Origin of the sequence: Rummeliibacillus sp. G93 (assembly GCF_023515935.1) — a bacterium.
GTDB classification, from domain to species: domain Bacteria; phylum Bacillota; class Bacilli; order Bacillales_A; family Planococcaceae; genus Rummeliibacillus; species Rummeliibacillus stabekisii.
Map to the genome: position 1 here is coordinate 2,399,623 of NZ_CP097314.1, position 18,519 is coordinate 2,418,141.

The window sequence follows — 18,519 nt, forward strand, 5'->3', positions numbered from 1 at the left end:
TTTTTTACTCTCCTTGGTTTTAAAATAATGGTTTTCCTGTCATCTCAAGTGGTTGGTCCACTCCTAGTAATTTTAACATGGTCGGAGCCAAATCTGCCAAAATTCCGCCACTTCTTACAACAATATTTTCTTTTGTCACAATCACAGGGACTGGATTTGTTGTATGAGCTGTCATTGGCATACCTTCAAGCGTTACTACTTCGTCTGAGTTTCCGTGGTCTGCTGTGATAATCGCAGCGCCGCCTTTGGCAAGAAGTGCATCCACTACTCGTCCCAAGCATTCATCCACTGCTTCAATGGCTTTAATTGTCGGCTCAAGCATACCACTATGACCGACCATATCTGGATTGGCGAAATTCAAGATGATGCCGTCAAAACGATCCGCTTCAATTGCTTCTACCAATGCGTCTGTTACCTCATAAGCGCTCATTTCAGGTTTCAAATCATATGTCGCTACTTTTGGTGAGTTGATTAAAATCCGTTCTTCCAGGCCGAATTTCTCTTCTCGACCGCCGCTCATAAAGAATGTAACATGCGGATATTTCTCTGTTTCCGCAATACGCAGTTGGCGTAGGTTGTTGTTAGACAATACTTCACCAATCGTATTTTTCAAATCGATGCTATGGAATGCTACTTCAGCAAGCACTGTATCGCTATAATGCGTGAAAGAAACAAATTTCAAGTTTTCAGGATGATTTTTGCTTCGTTCAAAGCCGTCAAACAACGGATTTGTTAGCGCTGTTGAAAGCTCAATCGCACGGTCTGGACGGAAGTTAAAGAAAATCACCGCGTCATTGTCTTCAATGGTTGCGACAGGTTTTTCTTCTTTTTTAATCACGAATGGCACTACGAATTCATCTGTGACATCGTTTTTATAAGAAGCTTCTACACCTGCAACAGCAGATTCTGCCTCGACGCCTTCTCCATCCACTAATGCCTTGTAGACTTTTTCTTCACGGTCCCAACGGTTATCTCGGTCCATTGCATAATAACGACCACTAATCGTTGCGAACTCGCCGACGCCGATTTCAGCCATTTGGCGTTCTGTTTCCATCACGTATGTGACAGCTGTTTTCGGACCCACGTCACGGCCATCAAGGAAACCATGGACATATACTTCTTTAATCCCTTGATCTTTTGCCAATTTCAGTAAAGCGAATAGATGTTCATAATGGCTGTGTACGCCGCCATCTGATAACAGTCCCATGAGATGGAGTTTAGATTGCTTTTCTTTTGCATAACTTATCGCATCTAAAAGTGCACTGTTTTCAAAGAAGTCGCCTTCTCGGATCGACTTATCGATTCTTGTAAGACTTTGATAAACAATTCGGCCTGCACCAATATTTAAGTGGCCTACCTCAGAGTTCCCCATTTGTCCTGCTGGAAGACCGACTGCTTCACCTGAAGCTGTCAGCATATTATGCGGAAATTGATTCCAATAACGCTCAAAGTTTGGTTTTTTCGCTTGTGCCACGGCATTCCCGAATACTTCATCACGGAAGCCGAAACCATCAAGAATAATTAATGCTACTGGTTTGTTAGGCATTTGCACCCGCCTCCAATAATTGCAAATAAGAATCTGGTTCTAAGCTTGCACCGCCGACTAACGCACCGTCGATATGTTCCATTGAAAGCAATTCTTTGATGTTTGCAGGTTTTACACTACCACCATATTGAATGCGAACTGCTTCTGCAGCTTCTTCACCAGCGATGTCTGCAACTGTTTTACGGATTCCTTCACATACTGTGTTGGCATCTTCTGAAGTAGCTGTTTTACCTGTGCCGATTGCCCAGATTGGTTCATACGCAATCACAGTTTTAGCGACTTGATCTTTTGTAAGACCTTTTAATGCAGCTCCTACTTGAGATGACACTTTCACCATCGTATGGCTTTTTTCCCGGTCATCAAGTGTTTCGCCAACACAAATGATTGGTGTCATGCCATGTTCAAATGCAGCATGCACTTTTTTATTGACGCTTTCATCTGTTTCATTATTGTATTCACGGCGCTCTGAGTGCCCTAAAATCACATAGTTTACTTTCAAATCTTCTAATTGGGCTGGACTAATTTCGCCTGTAAATGCACCTTCATTTTCAAAATGCATCGTTTGAGCACCAATCTCAAGCGCTGAACCCTCTGCCTCTTTTACAAGTGATGGCAAGAATAATGCTGGTGCGCAGATTACTGCGTCTACCTTTGTACTCTCAGGAATGGATGTTTTTACTTCTTGTACGAACTCCACAGCTTGCGATAAAGTTTTATACATCTTCCAGTTACCTGCAATAATTGGTTTTCTCACACTAATCGTCCTCCAATTTGTTTTTACTATTTATCGTTTAGCGCTACAACGCCTGGCAATTCCTTGCCTTCCATAAATTCTAATGATGCACCGCCACCTGTTGAGATATGGTCCATCTGATCTGCTACATGGAATTTTTCAACAGCTGCAGCAGAATCGCCGCCGCCGATGATTGTATAGCCGTTTGTCTCTGCCATAGCTTTTGCTACGCCTTTTGTGCCGTTTGCAAATTTGTCCATTTCAAAGACACCCATTGGCCCATTCCACATAATCAGCTTCGAATTTTTGATTACGTCTGCATAATCTTCAACTGTTTTCGGTCCAATATCTAGTCCCATCCAATCGCTTGGGATTTGATCAATGTCGACAACCTTTGTTTCTGCATCCTTCGAAAATTCGTTTGCTACCACAGCATCTACAGGCATATGTAATTTCACACCTTTTTCAGCTGCTTTTTCGATAAATGATTTAGCTAACTCAATCTTATCTTCCTCTAACAATGAAGTGCCGATTTCATAGCCCTGTGCTTTGATGAATGTGTATGAAAGACCACCGCCAATAATTAAATGATCTACTTTTTCAAGAAGATTTTCAATTACGCCGATTTTATCTTTAACTTTCGCACCACCGATGATTGCTGTGAAAGGACGTTCAGGATTAGATAAAGCTTTGCCTAATACATCTAATTCTTTCTCCATTAACAATCCGCTTACGGCTGGCAAGTATTTCGCAATACCTTCAGTAGATGCGTGTGCGCGGTGAGCAGCGCCGAATGCGTCATTCACATAAACATCCGCTAACTTCGCAAAGCTTTCTGCAAGTGCTGGATCATTCTTTTCTTCGCCTTTATGGAAGCGGACATTCTCAAGTAAGATAACGTCGCCATTTTGCATAGCTTCTACTGCTTTCTCAACAGTTTCGCCAATAGACTCGTCTAATTTTTGAACGTTTTTGCCTAGTAATTCAGAAAGGCGTTCGCCAACAGCTGTTAGACGGAATTCGTCTTTTACTTCGCCTTTTGGGCGACCCAAATGGCTTGCTAAAATAACTTTTGCACCTTTTTCTACTAAAGCTTGAATCGTTGGTAATGCTGCTTTAATACGTGTTTCATCTGTGATTTTACCGTCTTCCATTGGTACGTTGAAATCAACTCGGACAAATACGCGTTTCCCTTGTACTTCTACATCATTCATTGTCTTTTTTTGATTCATTTTGCCAATCCTCCAATTATCAAATGATTGAATAAAGCGCTTACTACATTCGCAAAAAAAGGAGAAGTCAGATAATACGCTTCTCCTTTTTTGCCATAATCCATTATAAGTGAAACTTGACACAAAGGGGATATTTTTTATCTCCTTGTCTTTCGTTTCGATAATTTGCACATATACGGGCAGTTGTCTCCCACTAGTTTTTCTTGTTTATCTATAAGTTTGTAGTGGTTATGCTGCCCGTTCATGCAGGATTACGCACAGTGTCATTTGACGATTAGTTTGACTTAGAAGCCTTGTTTAGCCATGTATTCCGCTAAGTCCACTACGCGTGTAGAATAACCAGATTCATTATCATACCAAGCCAGTACTTTTACTAGGTTGCCTTCAAGCACCATTGTAGATAGGCTATCTACTGTAGATGAAGAAGTATTGCCGTTGTAATCGATTGATACAAGTGGTAATTCAGAGTAAGCCATTACGCCTTTTAGTTCATTTTCTGATGCATTTTTCAATGCGCTGTTGATTGATTCAGGTGTAGCATCTTTTTCTAATTCAACAACTAAGTCAACTAGAGATACGTTTGGTGTTGGGACACGAATCGCCATACCATCTAATTTGCCTTTTAATTGTGGCAATACTTTTGCTACTGCAACAGCTGCACCAGTTGTTGTTGGAATCATAGATTGCGCTGCTGCACGTGCACGGCGGTAATCTTTGTGCGGTAAATCCAAGATACGTTGGTCATTTGTATAAGAGTGGACAGTTGTCATCATGCCACGTTTAATACCAAATTGTTCATCCAACACTTTTGCCACTGGAGATAGGCAGTTTGTTGTACATGAAGCGTTTGATACAACTACATCTTCTTTTGCATTGTATTGATCATTGTTTACGCCCATTACGTATGTCGGCATGTCTTTACCAGGTGCAGAAACGATGACTCTTTTAGCGCCTGCTTCCACATGTTTATGAGCTGAATCATAATCAGTGAAACGACCTGTAGATTCTACAACGATATCTACATTCAAATCACCCCATGGAAGTTTTGCAGGATTTGTTTCAGCGTAAACGCGAACTTTTTTGCCATTTACAACTAGATCATCGCCTTCAGCAGAAACTTCTGCATCTAAAATACCGTGTACAGAATCATATTTTAGAAGGTGTGCAAGCATAGCTGAATCTGTTAAGTCATTTACTGCTACGATTTCGATATCTTGTCGTTTAAACGCTTCGCGGAATACCAATCGGCCAATACGTCCAAAACCATTAATCGCTAATTTTAAAGTCATTTTTATTTCCTCCAGTTAAATTGTTATTTTAGTAAGTGAAGCATTTCCTTCGCTGCGGCAGAATCTGTGACGAGAATCGTCTGATTTGCTCCCTGTTTAAAGTATGAAAGAATCGCTGCTGCTTTATTCTTCCCACCTGCTACCGCAATAATACTTTTACACCTATTTACTTGTTCGCGTTGGATCCCTACAGTTTGAATCCTTTGTACAGCTTTACCCGATTCGTCGAAGTAATAACCAAAAGCTTCACTGACAGCGCCATGCTCGAGAAGGTTACTTTTCTCTGTTTCTGTGGAATTTCGCCTTGACGCCATTTCGATCGCCGACCCGATGCCGTGAATAACAACATCTGTCCGATCATATAAATCAATCATCTCTTTGACCATTGGTTCTTCAATGATTGCTTTATAAGCTGTCTCGCTTAAATGCTCTGGCAAGTACAACGTACGATAAGCATTACCTGAGTTGTGGGCAAATGTCGCTGCAATCGTGTTGGCTTGTAGTCTCATATCATCGACGCCCATGCCGCCTCTTGCTGCGATAAAAGTCAAATTGTTCGGCTGGTCAGACGGGGTTACACTGTCTGCGATTGCAGCTAATGTACTTCCACCTGTCACAGCGATGATTTCCTTCTCTTTCGCAACCTTGCTCAGCACTTTGGCCGCTTCTAATCCAAGAAGGATTTTAATAGAAGGCGTTTCATTGATATCACCATCTACAATAAGCACTCTTTGTATGCCTAATTTTTGAGTCAGTTGTTTTTCCATTACAGAAATGCCTGACCATTCATAGACAAGAGGCTTTAGAATCTCTAATACTTCTTTACCCGATTCGGATATTCTCATGCCGGAATGGCTTGCAATAATCAAGCCTTGTTCTCGCAGCAAATCCGTTTCTTTGCGGGCTTCTCTTTCTCCAACAGAAAGATTCTCTGCAAGACCTCTTCGGCCTACAGGACCCAACATATCAATCATTTGTAAAAAACGATAACGCGTATGAAGAAGTTCAGACATTTCCGGCAATATTTTTAATTGAGCTTCAGATACTGTAATAATGTCCTTTCTCTCTCCTCTCATACTAACAGGACTAATTTTGTCCCAGCACTTTAAAAAATGTCCCACTTACTACAAAAAAATTCACTTCCTGAAATAAGTATACATTTTGTGAACGTTACTTGCAAATTTTTGAACTATATAATGATTTTTCACCAGAAGATGCTCTTGCAAGAAAAATGTACCTGTTGATTTCTGTTCCAGACGGATGGCAAGCCTTCTCACTTTTCCTCCGCAGTCTTCTCTTATATTTATATGCAGAAGTGGGAATAGCTGATCTTCCGCGGGCGAGCGACGATTTTCCTCACTGAGAGGTCTCGTCTGTCTCACTTTCCCGCAGAAGTCTTCGCTATTCCCATTTCAATTGAGTGACTTATTCTATTGTAAAATCATTTCGATACGCTTATTCCTGTATACCTTCAAGCAATGTTACATAATCAAGCTGGCCATACTGAATGATTTCATTGTTTTTCATGACGACAGGGATCATTAGCATATATTTCTCATGAATTTCTTCATCTTCTTCAATATTAATTTCATTGAGTTGGAAGGGAAAATCTTCACATACTAGCTTTAACAGCAATTTCCCTTCTTCACAAAGACCACAATTGGGCCTGCTGTAATACGTGATTTCCATAGTTATCCTCACTACATTCATTTTTTAAACTGTGTTACCATTTGCGGCCTGCACCGCCGCCTGCGGATGAGCCTCCGCCAAATCCGCCGAAGCCACCACTGCTACCTCCACCGGATGAGCCATTTCCAAATCCGCCGAAGTTTCCAAAGCCTCCAGGGAAGCTACTGTCATCAAAGCGTCCTCTTCCACCAGGTCCACCTGGGCCGCCTCCTCCGTTTCCTTTGGAGAAGAAAGAGAAAATGATGAGGCCGACAATAACTAAAATAATAATCGTTGTCGTCGAAAGACCGCCTTCCTCTTCTTCCGGTTTTTGAGGGTTATCTAACTGCCCGTTCCAATCATATTCTTTGGCTATTTCGTTATATACTTTGATGAAGACGGAACGAAATGCTTCATCGTAATTATCCTGGGCTAAATAAGGATACATGTAGTCATCAAGTATTCGTCCAATTTTGCCGTCTGGTAATGCGCCTTCAAGGCCTTGGCCGACTGAAATGTATGCATCCCGTTCTCCCTTTTTTTGTGCAAAGCTTGCAAATATTAATACGCCATTGTTTTTCTGCTTACTGCCGATTCCCCATTTGCGGATTACCTTGGTGCCATACTCTGGCGCCTCGTAGCCATTCAAGGTATCTGTTGTAAGAATGACAATAGAGGCACCTGTTGCTTTATTTAGTTTTTCCGCCAACGTATTTAATTCCTGCTGTGTGTCATCGGACAATTTATGCTCGAAATCCTGCACATATGGTGTGTCATCATAATAATCCATTTCAGGCAGTTGTCCCTTAGCCTGAGAGGTTGCTGAAAAACTTAGTAAGGCGATTAGCGCACAGACTGCCCCTAAAAGGAATCTGCGCTTTTTCATTGATTATCGTCTCCAAAATCAACAGTTGGTGCATTTTGTGCATTGGCACTTGCTTTAAAGTATTCCCGTTTTTCGAAATTAAACATGCCTGCGACTAGACTTCCTGGGAACTTGCGTACAAGTCCATTGTATTCTTTGACGCCTTCATTATAATCTTCACGCGCAACAGCTAATCGATTTTCTGTGCCTGCAAGTTCATCCATTAACTGGCGATAGTTTTTATCCGCTTTTAGGTCTGGATACTTTTCACTGATAACAAGCAATCGATTCAAATTGCCGGTTAATTCATCATTGGCATTCGCTTGGTCTTGCGGTGTTTTGGCTGATGCCAATCTTGCGCGAGAATCAGCGATGCTTTTCATTATGCTTTCCTCATGTTTCGCATATCCTTTTACTGTATTCACTAAGTTTGGAATCAAATCTACCCTTCTTTGCAATTGGTTCTCTACTTGTGCATATTTGGAATCCACTTGCTCATCCATCGAGACAAGCTTGTTATATCGTGGCACTAGCATCGCAGCGATGAGTGCAATTACAGCAATAATGATAATAATAGGTGCTAAAAGTTTCTTCAATTCATTCCCTCCTGTCTTCTTACTATATTATTTCTCCTTAATAAAAATTATAAAACATTCTTCTGGTTAGGTGTACCGAAACGGTTGGCGATTTTGAATGTATGGAAGCATTGAAGCAGTCCATACTATTTCTGCGTGAGAGCGCGAAAAAAAGGAGGTACTAATTTGACAAACCAACAAAACCAATCAAACGAAATGTATCATGTGGATTCAGCAAAGTACAACCATGGCGCACATGAAGTAATGGACATGCATGAAACATTATCAACTGTAATCGGCGGGTTAGACCAATGCGTATTGCTACGCGATCAAATTCAAGATCCTGAGCTACGCAACATGATGGACCGTCAATATCAATTCTGTGTTGACGAATACAATACCCTGGTGGAATGCTTCAAAACAGGACGTGATCCATCACAACCAACAGGCCATTATGAAATGACTGAAAACAATAAATTTACTTATGGCATTAAACCAGGCCAACCGAAAAAGCCAATTACACAAGCTAGCGAACTCAATGACGAGATGATTTCAGGCTATTTATTGAGCTCACATAAAGCTACTGCAACAGCTAAATTAGCTGCCTCTCTCGAAACAACAAACCCTGTTGTACGCCGCGTGTTAGCAGATTCAATCCCTAACTGCATTGAAATGGCGTACGAAGTCTCCATTTACCAAAACCGCAAAGGCTACTACCAAGTACCTCAATTATCATCACAAGATACGGTGACAATTACAAATTGCTACGACACTACAAGTAGTCAATTGCAATAAGGTGAAACTTCACGGGAGATAGGGATTTTCTTCAATCATCCGTCTTTAGTGAGTTGAGCAAATGTTACTCCCATTATGCGGGATAAAAACAGCATACAAAAAGCGCTTTTGGTATCATCACCAAAAGCGCTTTTTTCATGCTTATTTTTGTTCCATTTCTGGTTTGTTTATTTTATCTACACGTACACGTTTTAGGAATATTGATAGCACAAGAGCTACAGCAGAAATGATCGTTGCAACCATAAATGTATAGTTGATACCATCTAACAATGCTGTTTGTGTAATTTGGGCTTTCAATTTTGCTAATTGTTCCGCTGTTGGAGAAGAAGGTGTAATTCCTGCTTCAGCCGCTTTTTTAGCAGCTTTTACAGCTTTTGCTTTCGCTTCAGCTGCTAGTTCTGTTGCACTTGATTTGATGTGGTTATTCATAACAGTTACTAAAATCGCTGTACCGATTGCACCAGAAACTTGTTGAACAGTATTGTTGATCGCTGTACCATGTGGGTTTTTCAACATTGGCAAGCTGTTCAAACCGTTTGTCATAATCGGCATCATTACCATAGACATACCGAACATGCGGACGGTATAAACAGTAATAATATAAGTGTAAGATGAATCTACTTCTAATTTAGTTAAGAAATACGTAGCCACAGTTGTAATCGTTAAACCAATGAAAGCTAATATCCGTGGACCAAATTTATCAAATAGCTTACCTGTAATCGGAGACATGAATGCCATCACAATTGCACCTGGAAGCATCATTAATCCAGCGTGGAATGGCGAAATGCCGCGAACTTGTTGTACATAAGCTGGTGTTAAAATCATACCAGAGAACATCGCTACAGATACTACTGCTGAGATGATTGATGCTAATGCAAACATTGGATATTTGTAAATACGAAGATCTAAAAGCGGTTCTTCCATGCGAAGTTGCTTAAAGATAAAGATAATAAGCGCAATCGCTCCGATTGTAATCGTACCGTAAACAAGTGGATCGCTCCAGCCTTTATCACCGGCAGAACTAAAGCCGTATAAAAGGCCACCAAATCCGATTGTTGAGAATACTAGAGATAGATAATCTAGTGATACTTTTCTTGTATCCATTACGTTTTTCAATTTCCAGATACCAAACAAAAGACTTAGTACTGCAAATGGAATAATCATTTCAAAAAGCATACGCCATGAATGATGCTCGACAATATAACCAGATAATGTCGGACCGATTGCTGGCGCTGCGATCATTACTAAACCGAAGATACCCATAGCAGAACCACGTTTTTCAGCTGGGAAGCTGACAAGCATTACATTCATAAGAAGTGGTGACATTGCAGCAGAACCTGCAGCCTGTACCATACGACCTGCGATTAAAACACTAAAGTTTGGCGCTGCAGCGGCGATAATTGTACCAATCGTAAAGATAGACATCGCTGCAATAAACAAATGGCGGTTCTTAAAGCGAACGACAAAAAATGCGGATGCCGGTATTAACACACCGCTCACAAGCATATATCCTGTTGACAACCATTGAACTTGCGAGTAAGTAACATCGAAGTCTGTCATGATGGTCGGCAAGGCAACGTTCATTAAAGTATTATTTAAAAAAGAAACAAAAGCACCAACAAATAGAATAGCTATCATTCCATAAGGTGGTTTTTGTTGATTACTCATATTTTCCCCTCACTCTTCTTTATATCTCATTTTTATTGGATGTTTATTATTTTATACCGCTAGTTCACTTTTTTCAACTAAAAATTATTAACCTCTCAAAAACATTGATATGAAAGCGTTTTTGGTATAGACTACTGGTATAATTTAAAATCATTTATGACGAAAAGGTGACTAAATGAATACGCGAAAAAGAAAAGTTCTTGATGTGGCGAGGCAGCTTTTTATTGAAAAAGGCTTCAAAGAAACTTCTATAATGGACATTATCCAGGGAGCCCAGATTTCTAAAGGAACCTTCTATAACTATTTCCCTTCAAAAAACGATTGCCTCATCGCCATCTTGCGTGAAAGCCGAGAAGAAACGAGTATCCGACGCCATGAATTAATCTTCGGCCAGGATATAAAGGATATTGACATACTGGCTAAACAAATAGCCGTCTTGATGCAGATTAATCGTGAGCAAAATTTAATGCGAATTTTTGAATCTGTTTCAAATTCACAGGATGAATCATTACGAATGGCCCTAATGAGCCACCATCTCCAAGAACTTGAATGGCTAGCCAAAAGACTTGTCGAAGTATATGGTGATGAAATCAGCATTATGAGCTATGAATGTGCCATCCAAGTATTTGCGATGATTCAGCATACTCTCCGTATTTTAATTTTTGCAGAAGACCGCTATGTAGAGCCAGAAGCTATCATCAAAATGTCCCTTCGCAATATCGATGCTATTATCCCCCGTATGCTTGAAACGAAAGAAGTCATTATCGGTATTGAGACTATACATTTTATAAAGAATAATGTAGAACATCATATCATGAGTCAGGAGATGGTAACACAACAGCTTGATGGTTTCATTAAGGGATTAGGACCATGTGATTCCAAAAAGGGTCTGGAATATGCAAGCTATTTGTTAAGCGAATTAAGCGAATCGAATCCTAAATACTTCATTATCGAGGCGCTTTTAACACCGTTTCGTAAAGCTTTCGCCAAAACAACTCATGCAGCGGAAGCAAGGGAAATCGCCAACTATATTTGGCGGCTTGTCCGAATTGAACAGAACGACGAACAATTTTGAAACCAAGCAGTTCATTCATTTACCATTGGATGAACTGCTTGGTTTTAGTATTGTCTAAATTTGCATTAGGTACACGTTTATTTAAAATCATGTACCTATTTTTCAAGCGAAACTCTAAAATGTTGTACATCCGCCCTGCCCTTCTTATTTTTTATGAATATGCAATATAAGAGGGGAGGTGGAATAGTTGTTTAAGAAAAATCGTGAGGAGTTATACAGCCTTTCAAATCAATTTATTGAAATATTCATAGCGGATATTTTTTCAAAGAACAAAGTCAATATGGATGAAATTAGGGAAAAGGTGTCAGATGAGCAGCGGGAAAAATTAAAAAGTACTGTGAATCAACTAAAAGAGCAGGTCGAGGAGTTCCTTCAGTCACAAAACACAAAAAAAATTACTGAAAAAGAGACTAAGGAAGAGCCCTCAAGCCCACTTAGAGAAAAACTCAAGAAGACTAAAACAGATAATGAAGATAAGGAAAAGTAAAATTTATTCCTTACCCATGTTCTTTGTCTATACAAGATCGTTCATAAAAGCATCTACTATAAAAGGATGAAAGGAGGGGTGAAAAATGAATGAATATGAAGCTTCTCATAACAAATGGACTGCACATGATCAAAACATGGACCATCCGTGTGATCCTTGCCGCGATAACAACGGAGACATAGATAATAATGCCGCTGAAATAGCGGATATTGATCAATCCTCAAATGAGATTATTATTATCCGTGACTCTTGTGATATTACTGTGGAAACAACTGATACACAGGTAGCTGTTTCGCTACAGGCAGCTTTACAAGTTGCTATAGCTATTGTAGTGAATATTACAATCGCAGATAGTTCGCGTGCAGAAACGGTGACACAAGAGTTATTACAAAGAGCACAAATTCGTCAAGCGAATCGCCAAAAACTTGTCATCGTTAACTCCCGTTCTGTAAATGTAACAACAACAGATACAGACGTTGCAATTTCCCTACAATTACTACTTCAAATTCTAGTAGCTCTGGTTGCACAATTGGATATTCTATAGATAAAACAACTCCATACTTCCTATACAAAATAAAAAGACTGCAACCAATAGTTTACCTATGGTTGCAGTCTCTCTTATTATTTTAGCTCGTTGCGTTCCATAATGTGGTCGATTAAGCCGTAATCTTTCGCTTGTTCAGCGCTCATGTAATTATCACGATCTGTATCGCGCGCAATAACCTCAATTGGTTGGCCAGTGCGTTCAGATAAGATTGCATTTAATTTTTCGCGTGTTTTAAGAATATGTTTCGCAGCAATTTCAATTTCAGTTGCTTGCCCTTGTGCTCCACCTAAAGGTTGGTGAATCATCACTTCGCAGTTTGGCAATGCATAGCGCTTGCCTTTAGCGCCTGCTGTTAGCAAGAATGAGCCCATAGATGCGCACATACCCATACCAACTGTTTGGACATCTGGTTTGATGAATTGCATTGTGTCATAGATTGCCATGCCTGCAGTAACGCTTCCGCCTGGAGAGTTGATATAAAGGAAGATATCTTTCTCAGGGTCTTCAGCTTCTAAGAATAGCAATTGTGAAACGATTGAGTTTGACACATTGTCGTCGATTGCACTGCCTAGCATGATGATACGGTCTTTCAATAAACGTGAATAAATATCGTAGGCACGTTCACCGCGGTTTGTTTGTTCAATAACTGTAGGTATTAAGTTCATAAGAAATAGCCTCCTCAATTAAAAAATAGAATACATAATGACATTTGCTGAGCTTCTTCTTCAGCTGTACCATTATATTACACATTATGGTCAACAAAGGTCAAATGTTACGATTGTTTTTTTCCTCTATTGATATTTGTTTGTTTTATCTGTATAATAAAACAGTCGTTAAGTATATATGCCCTCGTAGTTTAACGGATAAAACATAAGATTCCGGTTCTTAGGCTGGGGGTTCGATTCCCTCCGAGGGCGTTATTGAAATCCTCTTAAGCGTTGCTGCCAACTTTGGCATGCAACGTTTTTTATTTCTCCACTTATGACTTTTGTTGCTTAAAAGGAAGAAACAAAAACAACGCACAAATCCAAGAAATGAGGATCTGTGCAATAAGGGAGAACTATACTATTTATACCCAATTCGGTATAAAAAAAATCACCTCTATTCATTTTTTGCGAATAGAGGCTTTTTTCAATAGTTGATTGTGTTACTCTTCAACTTCAATAAGTTGGATTAGATTAGAAAGAGCTTGATCCTCATCATCTCCGCTTGCGCTTAAAATAACAGGTGTTCCGTGTGCTAGCGCCAAACTCATAATGCCCATTATACTTTTGGCATTTACTTTCTTATCGTCTTTTTGCAAGAAAATATCAGCTGCATGGCGGTTTGCTTCTTGAACAAATAAAGCGGCTTGCCTTGCTTGCAAACCTGATTTCAAATTTACTTTTGCCTGTTGTTCTACCATTCAATCATCCAATCCTTCCAGTAAGCTTATTTTATACTTTCGCTGTCTCGCCGCCTCTAAGTGAGTCTGCAATCGCATCAATCTTACGCAAACGATGATTGACACCTGATTTGCTGACTGTGCCTGTCGAGACCATTTCCCCTAGCTCTTTTAGTGTCACATCTTGATACTCTACTCGAAGCCTAGCAATCTCCTGAAGTTTTTCTGGCAATTGATCGATCCCGATTGCTTGATCAATAAAGCGTATGTTTTCCACTTGTCTAATAGCTGCACCGATTGTTTTATTTAAATTGGCTGTTTCACAATTCACTAGACGATTCACGCTATTGCGCATGTCTCTAACAATCCGAACATCCTCAAATTTCAACATCGCTTGATGAGCACCCACTAGACTTAGAAAATCGGAAATTTTCTCTGCTTCCTTCAAATATGTGACAAAGCCCTTTTTCCGTTCGATTGTCTTGGCATTCAGCTCGAAGACATTCATCAGTTCCATCAATGCATCACCGTGTTCTTTATAAAGAGAATACACCTCTAAATGATACGATGATGTCTCCGGATTATTAACAGAGCCCCCCGCTAAAAATGCGCCGCGCAAATAAGCTCTTTTTTCATCAGGTGTAGGAATGATTTTTTCTTCGATATCATGATGAAACAGAAAATTCCCTGTTACAATCTGCAGCTCTTCTAGCAATTCCTTTGCACCTTCGCGTACGCGGCAAATGTAGACATTATTCTTTTTCAGCCTCATTTTTTTCCGCACCAAAAGCTCTATTCGATAGTTGTAAAATTTCTTGATGATTGTATACATTCTACGAGCGATAGCAGCATTTTCTGTTTGGACATCTAGGCTCAGTTGTCGATTGGCAAACGATAATGAACCGTTCATTCGAATGAGGGCAGAGAGCTCCGCTTTTAAACTGCTATCCTTTGCTTCCACTTGTGTAAGCTCTTTTTTCGTCTCAGAAGCAAATGACATAGCAATCCCCCCTTCCTTGTTATATTTTAGACGCTAATTCGCCGAAGATTGCTTTTTCTGTTGATAATTTGTTGCATATTCTACAATCCATGCCGCTACATTATTGGCATCATGCCGCACTACGCCATCATGAATGGATGCTATATCCTTTTTAATGACCTCTAGCCCCATTCCTTCAAGTCTTGGCACATCAAACCTGACAGGCTCCGCTAATTCTTTGCTGTATGCTTCTCGAATTGACAGTGGAAGCTCTTCTTTGTTAATCAAGATGGTATGAAGGAAGTTCGCACCCACATGATCGATTAGCGCTTGGACATGATCTGCGGCAGAATAATGAGAGGTTTCACCTGCTTGCGTCATCAGATTGCATATATAAATTTTATGGCCTTTTGCATTCAATACAGCTTCACGAATACCATTTACCAATAAATTAGGCAAGATGCTTGTATAAAGGCTACCAGGACCAATAATAATGATATCAGCACTCTCAATAGCGCTCACTGCTTCCTGCACAGGCAACACATCCGCCGGCGATAAAAATACACGCTGAATTCTTTGATTATACGAAGGGATTTTAGATTCCCCTTTGACAATCGTTCCATTTTCAAGCTCAGCCATAAGCGTGATTCTCTGATTGGCTGCAGGCAACACTTTGCCATGTACATTTAATACTCGGCTCATTTCGGCGATTGCATGCGAAAAATCACCCGTTATAGCAGTTAACGCTGTAAGCATCAAATTCCCTAGAGAATGGCCCCCTAGCTCTTCTTTTCCTTGAAAGCGATATTGGAACATTTCTTCTACCAGCGGTTCAACCTCTGATAACGCAGCGATTACTTGGCGAATGTCGCCGGGCGGTGGGATTTGAAAATCATCTCGGATTCTCCCTGAGCTACCGCCATCGTCTGCTACTGTTACGATTGCCGTTAAATCAATGGGACATTTTTTTAAGCCTCTAAGTAATGTAGATAATCCAGTGCCACCGCCGATAATAGCAACACGCGTAAGTGCTTTTTGCATAGCATTATTCCTTTCTCTTCGCTATATCGCGGTGGGTAATAACAGTTGGAGCCTGTTCGTCCAAAAGATGGCCAAAGTACTCTGCTAATGTAACCGAGCGATGTTGACCGCCAGTACATCCAAACGCAATAACTAGCTGCGTTTTCCCTTCTTTTTGATAAAGCGGAATCATAAATTGGAACAAATCTGTTAGCTTTTGAATCAATGCTTTTGTATCGTCATATTTCAATACATATGAAGAAACATCTTCATCTAATCCTGTTTTTGGACGGAGCCCCTCTATATAATAAGGATTTGGCAAAAAGCGTATATCAAACACGAGATCCGCATCAATTGGCATGCCATGTTTAAAGCCAAATGACATGACGTTCACTGTAAATTGACGTGAATTCACTTCTGAAAATTGGGCACGGATGCGTTCGCGAAGCTCTCTAGGCTTCATGCTCGTTGTATTATAAATATATTGCGCACGTTCTTTGACATCTGCCAAGAGATCCCTTTCACGTTGAATCCCCATCAATGGCAGTCCATTATCCGCTAAAGGATGGGTACGCCTTGTTTCTTTATAGCGTCTGACAAGCGACTCGTCATCCGCATCTAAAAACAGAATCTTTGTCGCAACTAAATCTTCTTTTTCAATCTGCTCTAGCGCTTCGTTCAATGCGGAGAAAAAATCACCGCCGCGTAAATCCATTACGGCTGCAATACGTGATATCTCCTTTTTGGATTCTTTCATTAGATTAAGGAATGTTGGCAATAAAGCAGGTGGCAAATTATCAATACAATAAAAACCCAGATCCTCAAAGCTTTGAATAGCCAAGGTTTTTCCTGCACCAGACATTCCTGTGATAATAATTAATTCGTTTACGGCGTTTTGATTAGACATGATCATCATTCCTTTCAGAGGACATTTGAATGCGCTCCTCCAGCAATTGGAAGTCTTCTGTATATGTAAACGTTCCATATTGAGTACCAGTCTGTTCAACAGCATAAAGCAAATTTGTACGGTCACCTTCTGCCATAGGCAATGTTTTTAATTCTTCAACGGGATGCCACTCAAGTATCCCTTCACGTGTTTCCTTATATGGGGCACCTTCTAAATCTTGAGCCACAAAGGTAAAGAGCATCCACTCATTCACGATCTCTTCATCTCGTTTAATGACCATTGTATATACACCTTTTAGATGGGGGTGAATGGCAGAAGCGCCTGTCTCTTCATAAAATTCTCTGCTCGCCGCTTCAAAAATCGACTCGCCGCCCTCTACTTTACCGCCCGGTGCTACATACCAGCCGCGTCGTGGCTTCTTTAATAATAGTACTTGATCGTCTTTCATCACTAATAAATTGGCGATTCTTTGCACACACGACACCTCGTTTCTCTTTGTCCATATAATTATATTATACAGGCTACTGCACCATGAGTACAAAGGAATTAACATCCGCTCAGTTTACCCCATCGGACAAAGCCTGTCTATAACTCTTCCTAGTAAAAATATCGAAAAAAAAAGCTGACTCTTTCGCCTAAAAAAACGAAAAGAATCAGCCACAAGAAATATTAATCTTATAAGGGGTTATGCGAATATTATAGCCCTTTTATTTAACAGAGAGATGTCAACAATGTAGAGTTTATATTACAATTATTGAACCTCAAATTTTTCTTTTAATTCTTCTACATAATGTTGGACTGCTTGCGCAGCGATACTGCCATCGCCTGTCGCTGTTACGATTTGGCGCAATGATTTTTCTCTTACGTCACCTGCTGCATAAATGCCTTTAATAGAAGTTTCCATTAAGTCATTTGTTTCAATATAACCAGTTTTGTTTAAGATGCCTAAGTCTTCAAACGGTTTTGTTAAAGGCAGCATTCCGATATAAACGAATACACCATCAATTGGCATTTCTTGTTCTGTACCATCAACTGTAGATACAAGCGTTGCGCTGCCAACTTTTCCATCGTTTTCATGGATTTCTTTTACTGTATGGTTCCAAATGAAATCAATTTTTTCATTTGCAAATGCACGGTCTTGAATAATTTTTTGCGCGCGCAATTGATCACGGCGATGCACGATTGTCACTTTGTTCGCGAAACGTGTTAGATAGATTCCCTCTTCGACTGCAGAATCTCCGCCGCCAACTACAATCAAGTTTTTATTTTTAAAGAATGCTCCGTCACAAACAGCGCAATAGCTGACGCCACGGCCACCAAGCTCTTTCTCGCCAGGTACACCCATTTTTTTGTATTCAGCACCTGTAGAGATAATGATTGCACGTGTTTTGAATTCTTTAGAAGTCGTTTTGATTGTTTTGTACTCTTCGCCATCAACGATTTCTGTTACGTCGCCGTAAGCATATTCTGCACCAAATTTTTTGGCGTGTTCAAACATTTTAGTCGATAATTCAGGTCCTAAAATGGAATCAAAACCAGGATAGTTTTCGACTTCCTCCGTATTCGCCATTTGTCCGCCTGGAATACCTCTTTCTAACATCAAAGTAGAAAGATTACCGCGTGATGTATAGACTGCTGCTGTCATTCCGGCAGGTCCTGCACCAATAATCACAACATCATAAATTTTTTCTTCTGACATGTTTGCTCCTCCTAGTTGGATCTATTTCATTAGTTCTAATCTTAGAGGAT

The 18,519-nt window shown here is 40.2% G+C and carries 20 protein-coding genes and 1 tRNA gene; 5 read left to right on the forward strand and 16 right to left on the reverse strand.

Annotated elements, in window-relative coordinates:
• Window positions 1-19: 19 nt before the first annotated feature.
• The 8 genes from gpmI to M2M59_RS12085 form a co-directional block, all read right to left on the reverse strand.
• Entirely contained in the window at window positions 20-1,546 is a 1,527-nt protein-coding gene (gene gpmI, locus M2M59_RS12050) for a 2,3-bisphosphoglycerate-independent phosphoglycerate mutase (protein WP_249774696.1), read from the reverse strand.
• On the reverse strand, window positions 1,539-2,300 hold the full coding sequence (tpiA, locus tag M2M59_RS12055) for a triose-phosphate isomerase (RefSeq protein ID WP_066789460.1): 762 nt from the start codon (window positions 2,298-2,300) through the stop codon (window positions 1,539-1,541). The genes gpmI and tpiA overlap by 8 nt, the downstream gene beginning before the upstream one ends.
• Window positions 2,301-2,326: 26 nt before the next feature.
• Window positions 2,327-3,511, reverse strand: a complete 1,185-nt coding sequence (gene pgk / locus M2M59_RS12060) for a phosphoglycerate kinase (protein WP_249774697.1) — start codon at window positions 3,509-3,511, stop codon at window positions 2,327-2,329.
• A gap of 284 nt (window positions 3,512-3,795) precedes the next feature.
• On the reverse strand, window positions 3,796-4,800 hold the full coding sequence (gene gap, locus M2M59_RS12065; protein WP_249774698.1) for a type I glyceraldehyde-3-phosphate dehydrogenase: 1,005 nt from the start codon (window positions 4,798-4,800) through the stop codon (window positions 3,796-3,798).
• Between the two features lie 23 nt (window positions 4,801-4,823).
• Window positions 4,824-5,876, reverse strand: coding sequence for a sugar-binding transcriptional regulator (locus M2M59_RS12070; RefSeq protein WP_371923785.1), 1,053 nt, complete (start codon window positions 5,874-5,876; stop codon window positions 4,824-4,826).
• A 379-nt stretch (window positions 5,877-6,255) separates the two neighbouring features.
• Window positions 6,256-6,489 carry a glutaredoxin family protein gene (locus M2M59_RS12075; RefSeq protein WP_066789471.1) on the reverse strand — a complete coding sequence of 78 codons (234 nt, stop codon included), beginning with the start codon at window positions 6,487-6,489 and terminating at the stop codon, window positions 6,256-6,258.
• 34 nt (window positions 6,490-6,523) lie between these two features.
• The gene (locus M2M59_RS16480) at window positions 6,524-7,354 is read right to left on the reverse strand and encodes a TPM domain-containing protein (protein ID WP_256467865.1); all 831 of its coding nucleotides are present in this window, start codon (window positions 7,352-7,354) and stop codon (window positions 6,524-6,526) included.
• Window positions 7,351-7,929 carry a LemA family protein gene (locus tag M2M59_RS12085; RefSeq protein WP_249774699.1) on the reverse strand — a complete coding sequence of 193 codons (579 nt, stop codon included), beginning with the start codon at window positions 7,927-7,929 and terminating at the stop codon, window positions 7,351-7,353. The genes M2M59_RS16480 and M2M59_RS12085 overlap by 4 nt, the downstream gene beginning before the upstream one ends.
• 165 nt (window positions 7,930-8,094) lie before the next feature.
• On the opposite strand from M2M59_RS12085, the gene M2M59_RS12090 reads away from it, so the two are divergent.
• Window positions 8,095-8,703 (forward strand): spore coat protein, encoded by a 609-nt coding sequence (locus M2M59_RS12090; protein WP_371859441.1) that lies wholly within the window; start codon window positions 8,095-8,097, stop codon window positions 8,701-8,703.
• Between the two features lie 141 nt (window positions 8,704-8,844).
• Here M2M59_RS12090 and M2M59_RS12095 read toward each other — a convergent pair whose 3' ends face one another.
• Window positions 8,845-10,371, reverse strand: a complete 1,527-nt coding sequence (locus tag M2M59_RS12095; RefSeq protein ID WP_147196307.1) for a DHA2 family efflux MFS transporter permease subunit — start codon at window positions 10,369-10,371, stop codon at window positions 8,845-8,847.
• Window positions 10,372-10,546: 175 nt separating this feature from the next.
• On the opposite strand from M2M59_RS12095, the gene M2M59_RS12100 reads away from it, so the two are divergent.
• From M2M59_RS12100 to M2M59_RS12110, 3 genes are all read left to right on the forward strand, one after another.
• Window positions 10,547-11,446 carry a TetR/AcrR family transcriptional regulator gene (locus M2M59_RS12100; protein ID WP_066789477.1) on the forward strand — a complete coding sequence of 300 codons (900 nt, stop codon included), beginning with the start codon at window positions 10,547-10,549 and terminating at the stop codon, window positions 11,444-11,446.
• Window positions 11,447-11,633: 187 nt separating this feature from the next.
• Entirely contained in the window at window positions 11,634-11,933 is a 300-nt protein-coding gene (locus M2M59_RS12105; protein WP_147196305.1) for a hypothetical protein, read from the forward strand.
• An 85-nt stretch (window positions 11,934-12,018) separates the two neighbouring features.
• The gene (locus M2M59_RS12110) at window positions 12,019-12,477 is read left to right on the forward strand and encodes a spore coat protein (protein ID WP_147196303.1); all 459 of its coding nucleotides are present in this window, start codon (window positions 12,019-12,021) and stop codon (window positions 12,475-12,477) included.
• Between the two features lie 77 nt (window positions 12,478-12,554).
• Here the strand turns inward: M2M59_RS12110 and clpP are convergent, their stop codons facing one another.
• Window positions 12,555-13,145, reverse strand: coding sequence for an ATP-dependent Clp endopeptidase proteolytic subunit ClpP (clpP, locus tag M2M59_RS12115; protein WP_066789483.1), 591 nt, complete (start codon window positions 13,143-13,145; stop codon window positions 12,555-12,557).
• Between the two features lie 180 nt (window positions 13,146-13,325).
• Here clpP and M2M59_RS12120 point away from each other — a divergent pair.
• A tRNA-Arg gene (locus M2M59_RS12120) sits at window positions 13,326-13,397 on the forward strand.
• 230 nt (window positions 13,398-13,627) lie between these two features.
• On the opposite strand, the gene M2M59_RS12125 is transcribed toward M2M59_RS12120, so the two are convergent.
• The 6 genes from M2M59_RS12125 to trxB form a co-directional block, all read right to left on the reverse strand.
• A complete protein-coding gene (locus tag M2M59_RS12125; RefSeq protein ID WP_147196301.1) occupies window positions 13,628-13,885 on the reverse strand; it encodes an HPr family phosphocarrier protein in 258 nt (85 codons plus the stop codon).
• 31 nt (window positions 13,886-13,916) lie between these two features.
• On the reverse strand, window positions 13,917-14,864 hold the full coding sequence (whiA, locus tag M2M59_RS12130; RefSeq protein ID WP_147196299.1) for a DNA-binding protein WhiA: 948 nt from the start codon (window positions 14,862-14,864) through the stop codon (window positions 13,917-13,919).
• 33 nt (window positions 14,865-14,897) lie between these two features.
• Window positions 14,898-15,884: a gluconeogenesis factor YvcK family protein gene (gene yvcK / locus M2M59_RS12135; RefSeq protein ID WP_147196297.1), complete on the reverse strand. Its 987-nt coding sequence runs from the start codon at window positions 15,882-15,884 to the stop codon at window positions 14,898-14,900.
• A gap of 4 nt (window positions 15,885-15,888) precedes the next feature.
• Window positions 15,889-16,776 (reverse strand): RNase adapter RapZ, encoded by an 888-nt coding sequence (gene rapZ / locus M2M59_RS12140; RefSeq protein ID WP_066789497.1) that lies wholly within the window; start codon window positions 16,774-16,776, stop codon window positions 15,889-15,891.
• Window positions 16,763-17,245 carry an NUDIX hydrolase gene (locus M2M59_RS12145; protein ID WP_249774700.1) on the reverse strand — a complete coding sequence of 161 codons (483 nt, stop codon included), beginning with the start codon at window positions 17,243-17,245 and terminating at the stop codon, window positions 16,763-16,765. The genes rapZ and M2M59_RS12145 overlap by 14 nt, the downstream gene beginning before the upstream one ends.
• 276 nt (window positions 17,246-17,521) lie before the next feature.
• A complete protein-coding gene (gene trxB, locus M2M59_RS12150) occupies window positions 17,522-18,469 on the reverse strand; it encodes a thioredoxin-disulfide reductase (protein WP_147196293.1) in 948 nt (315 codons plus the stop codon).
• Between the last annotated feature and the right edge of the window lie 50 nt (window positions 18,470-18,519).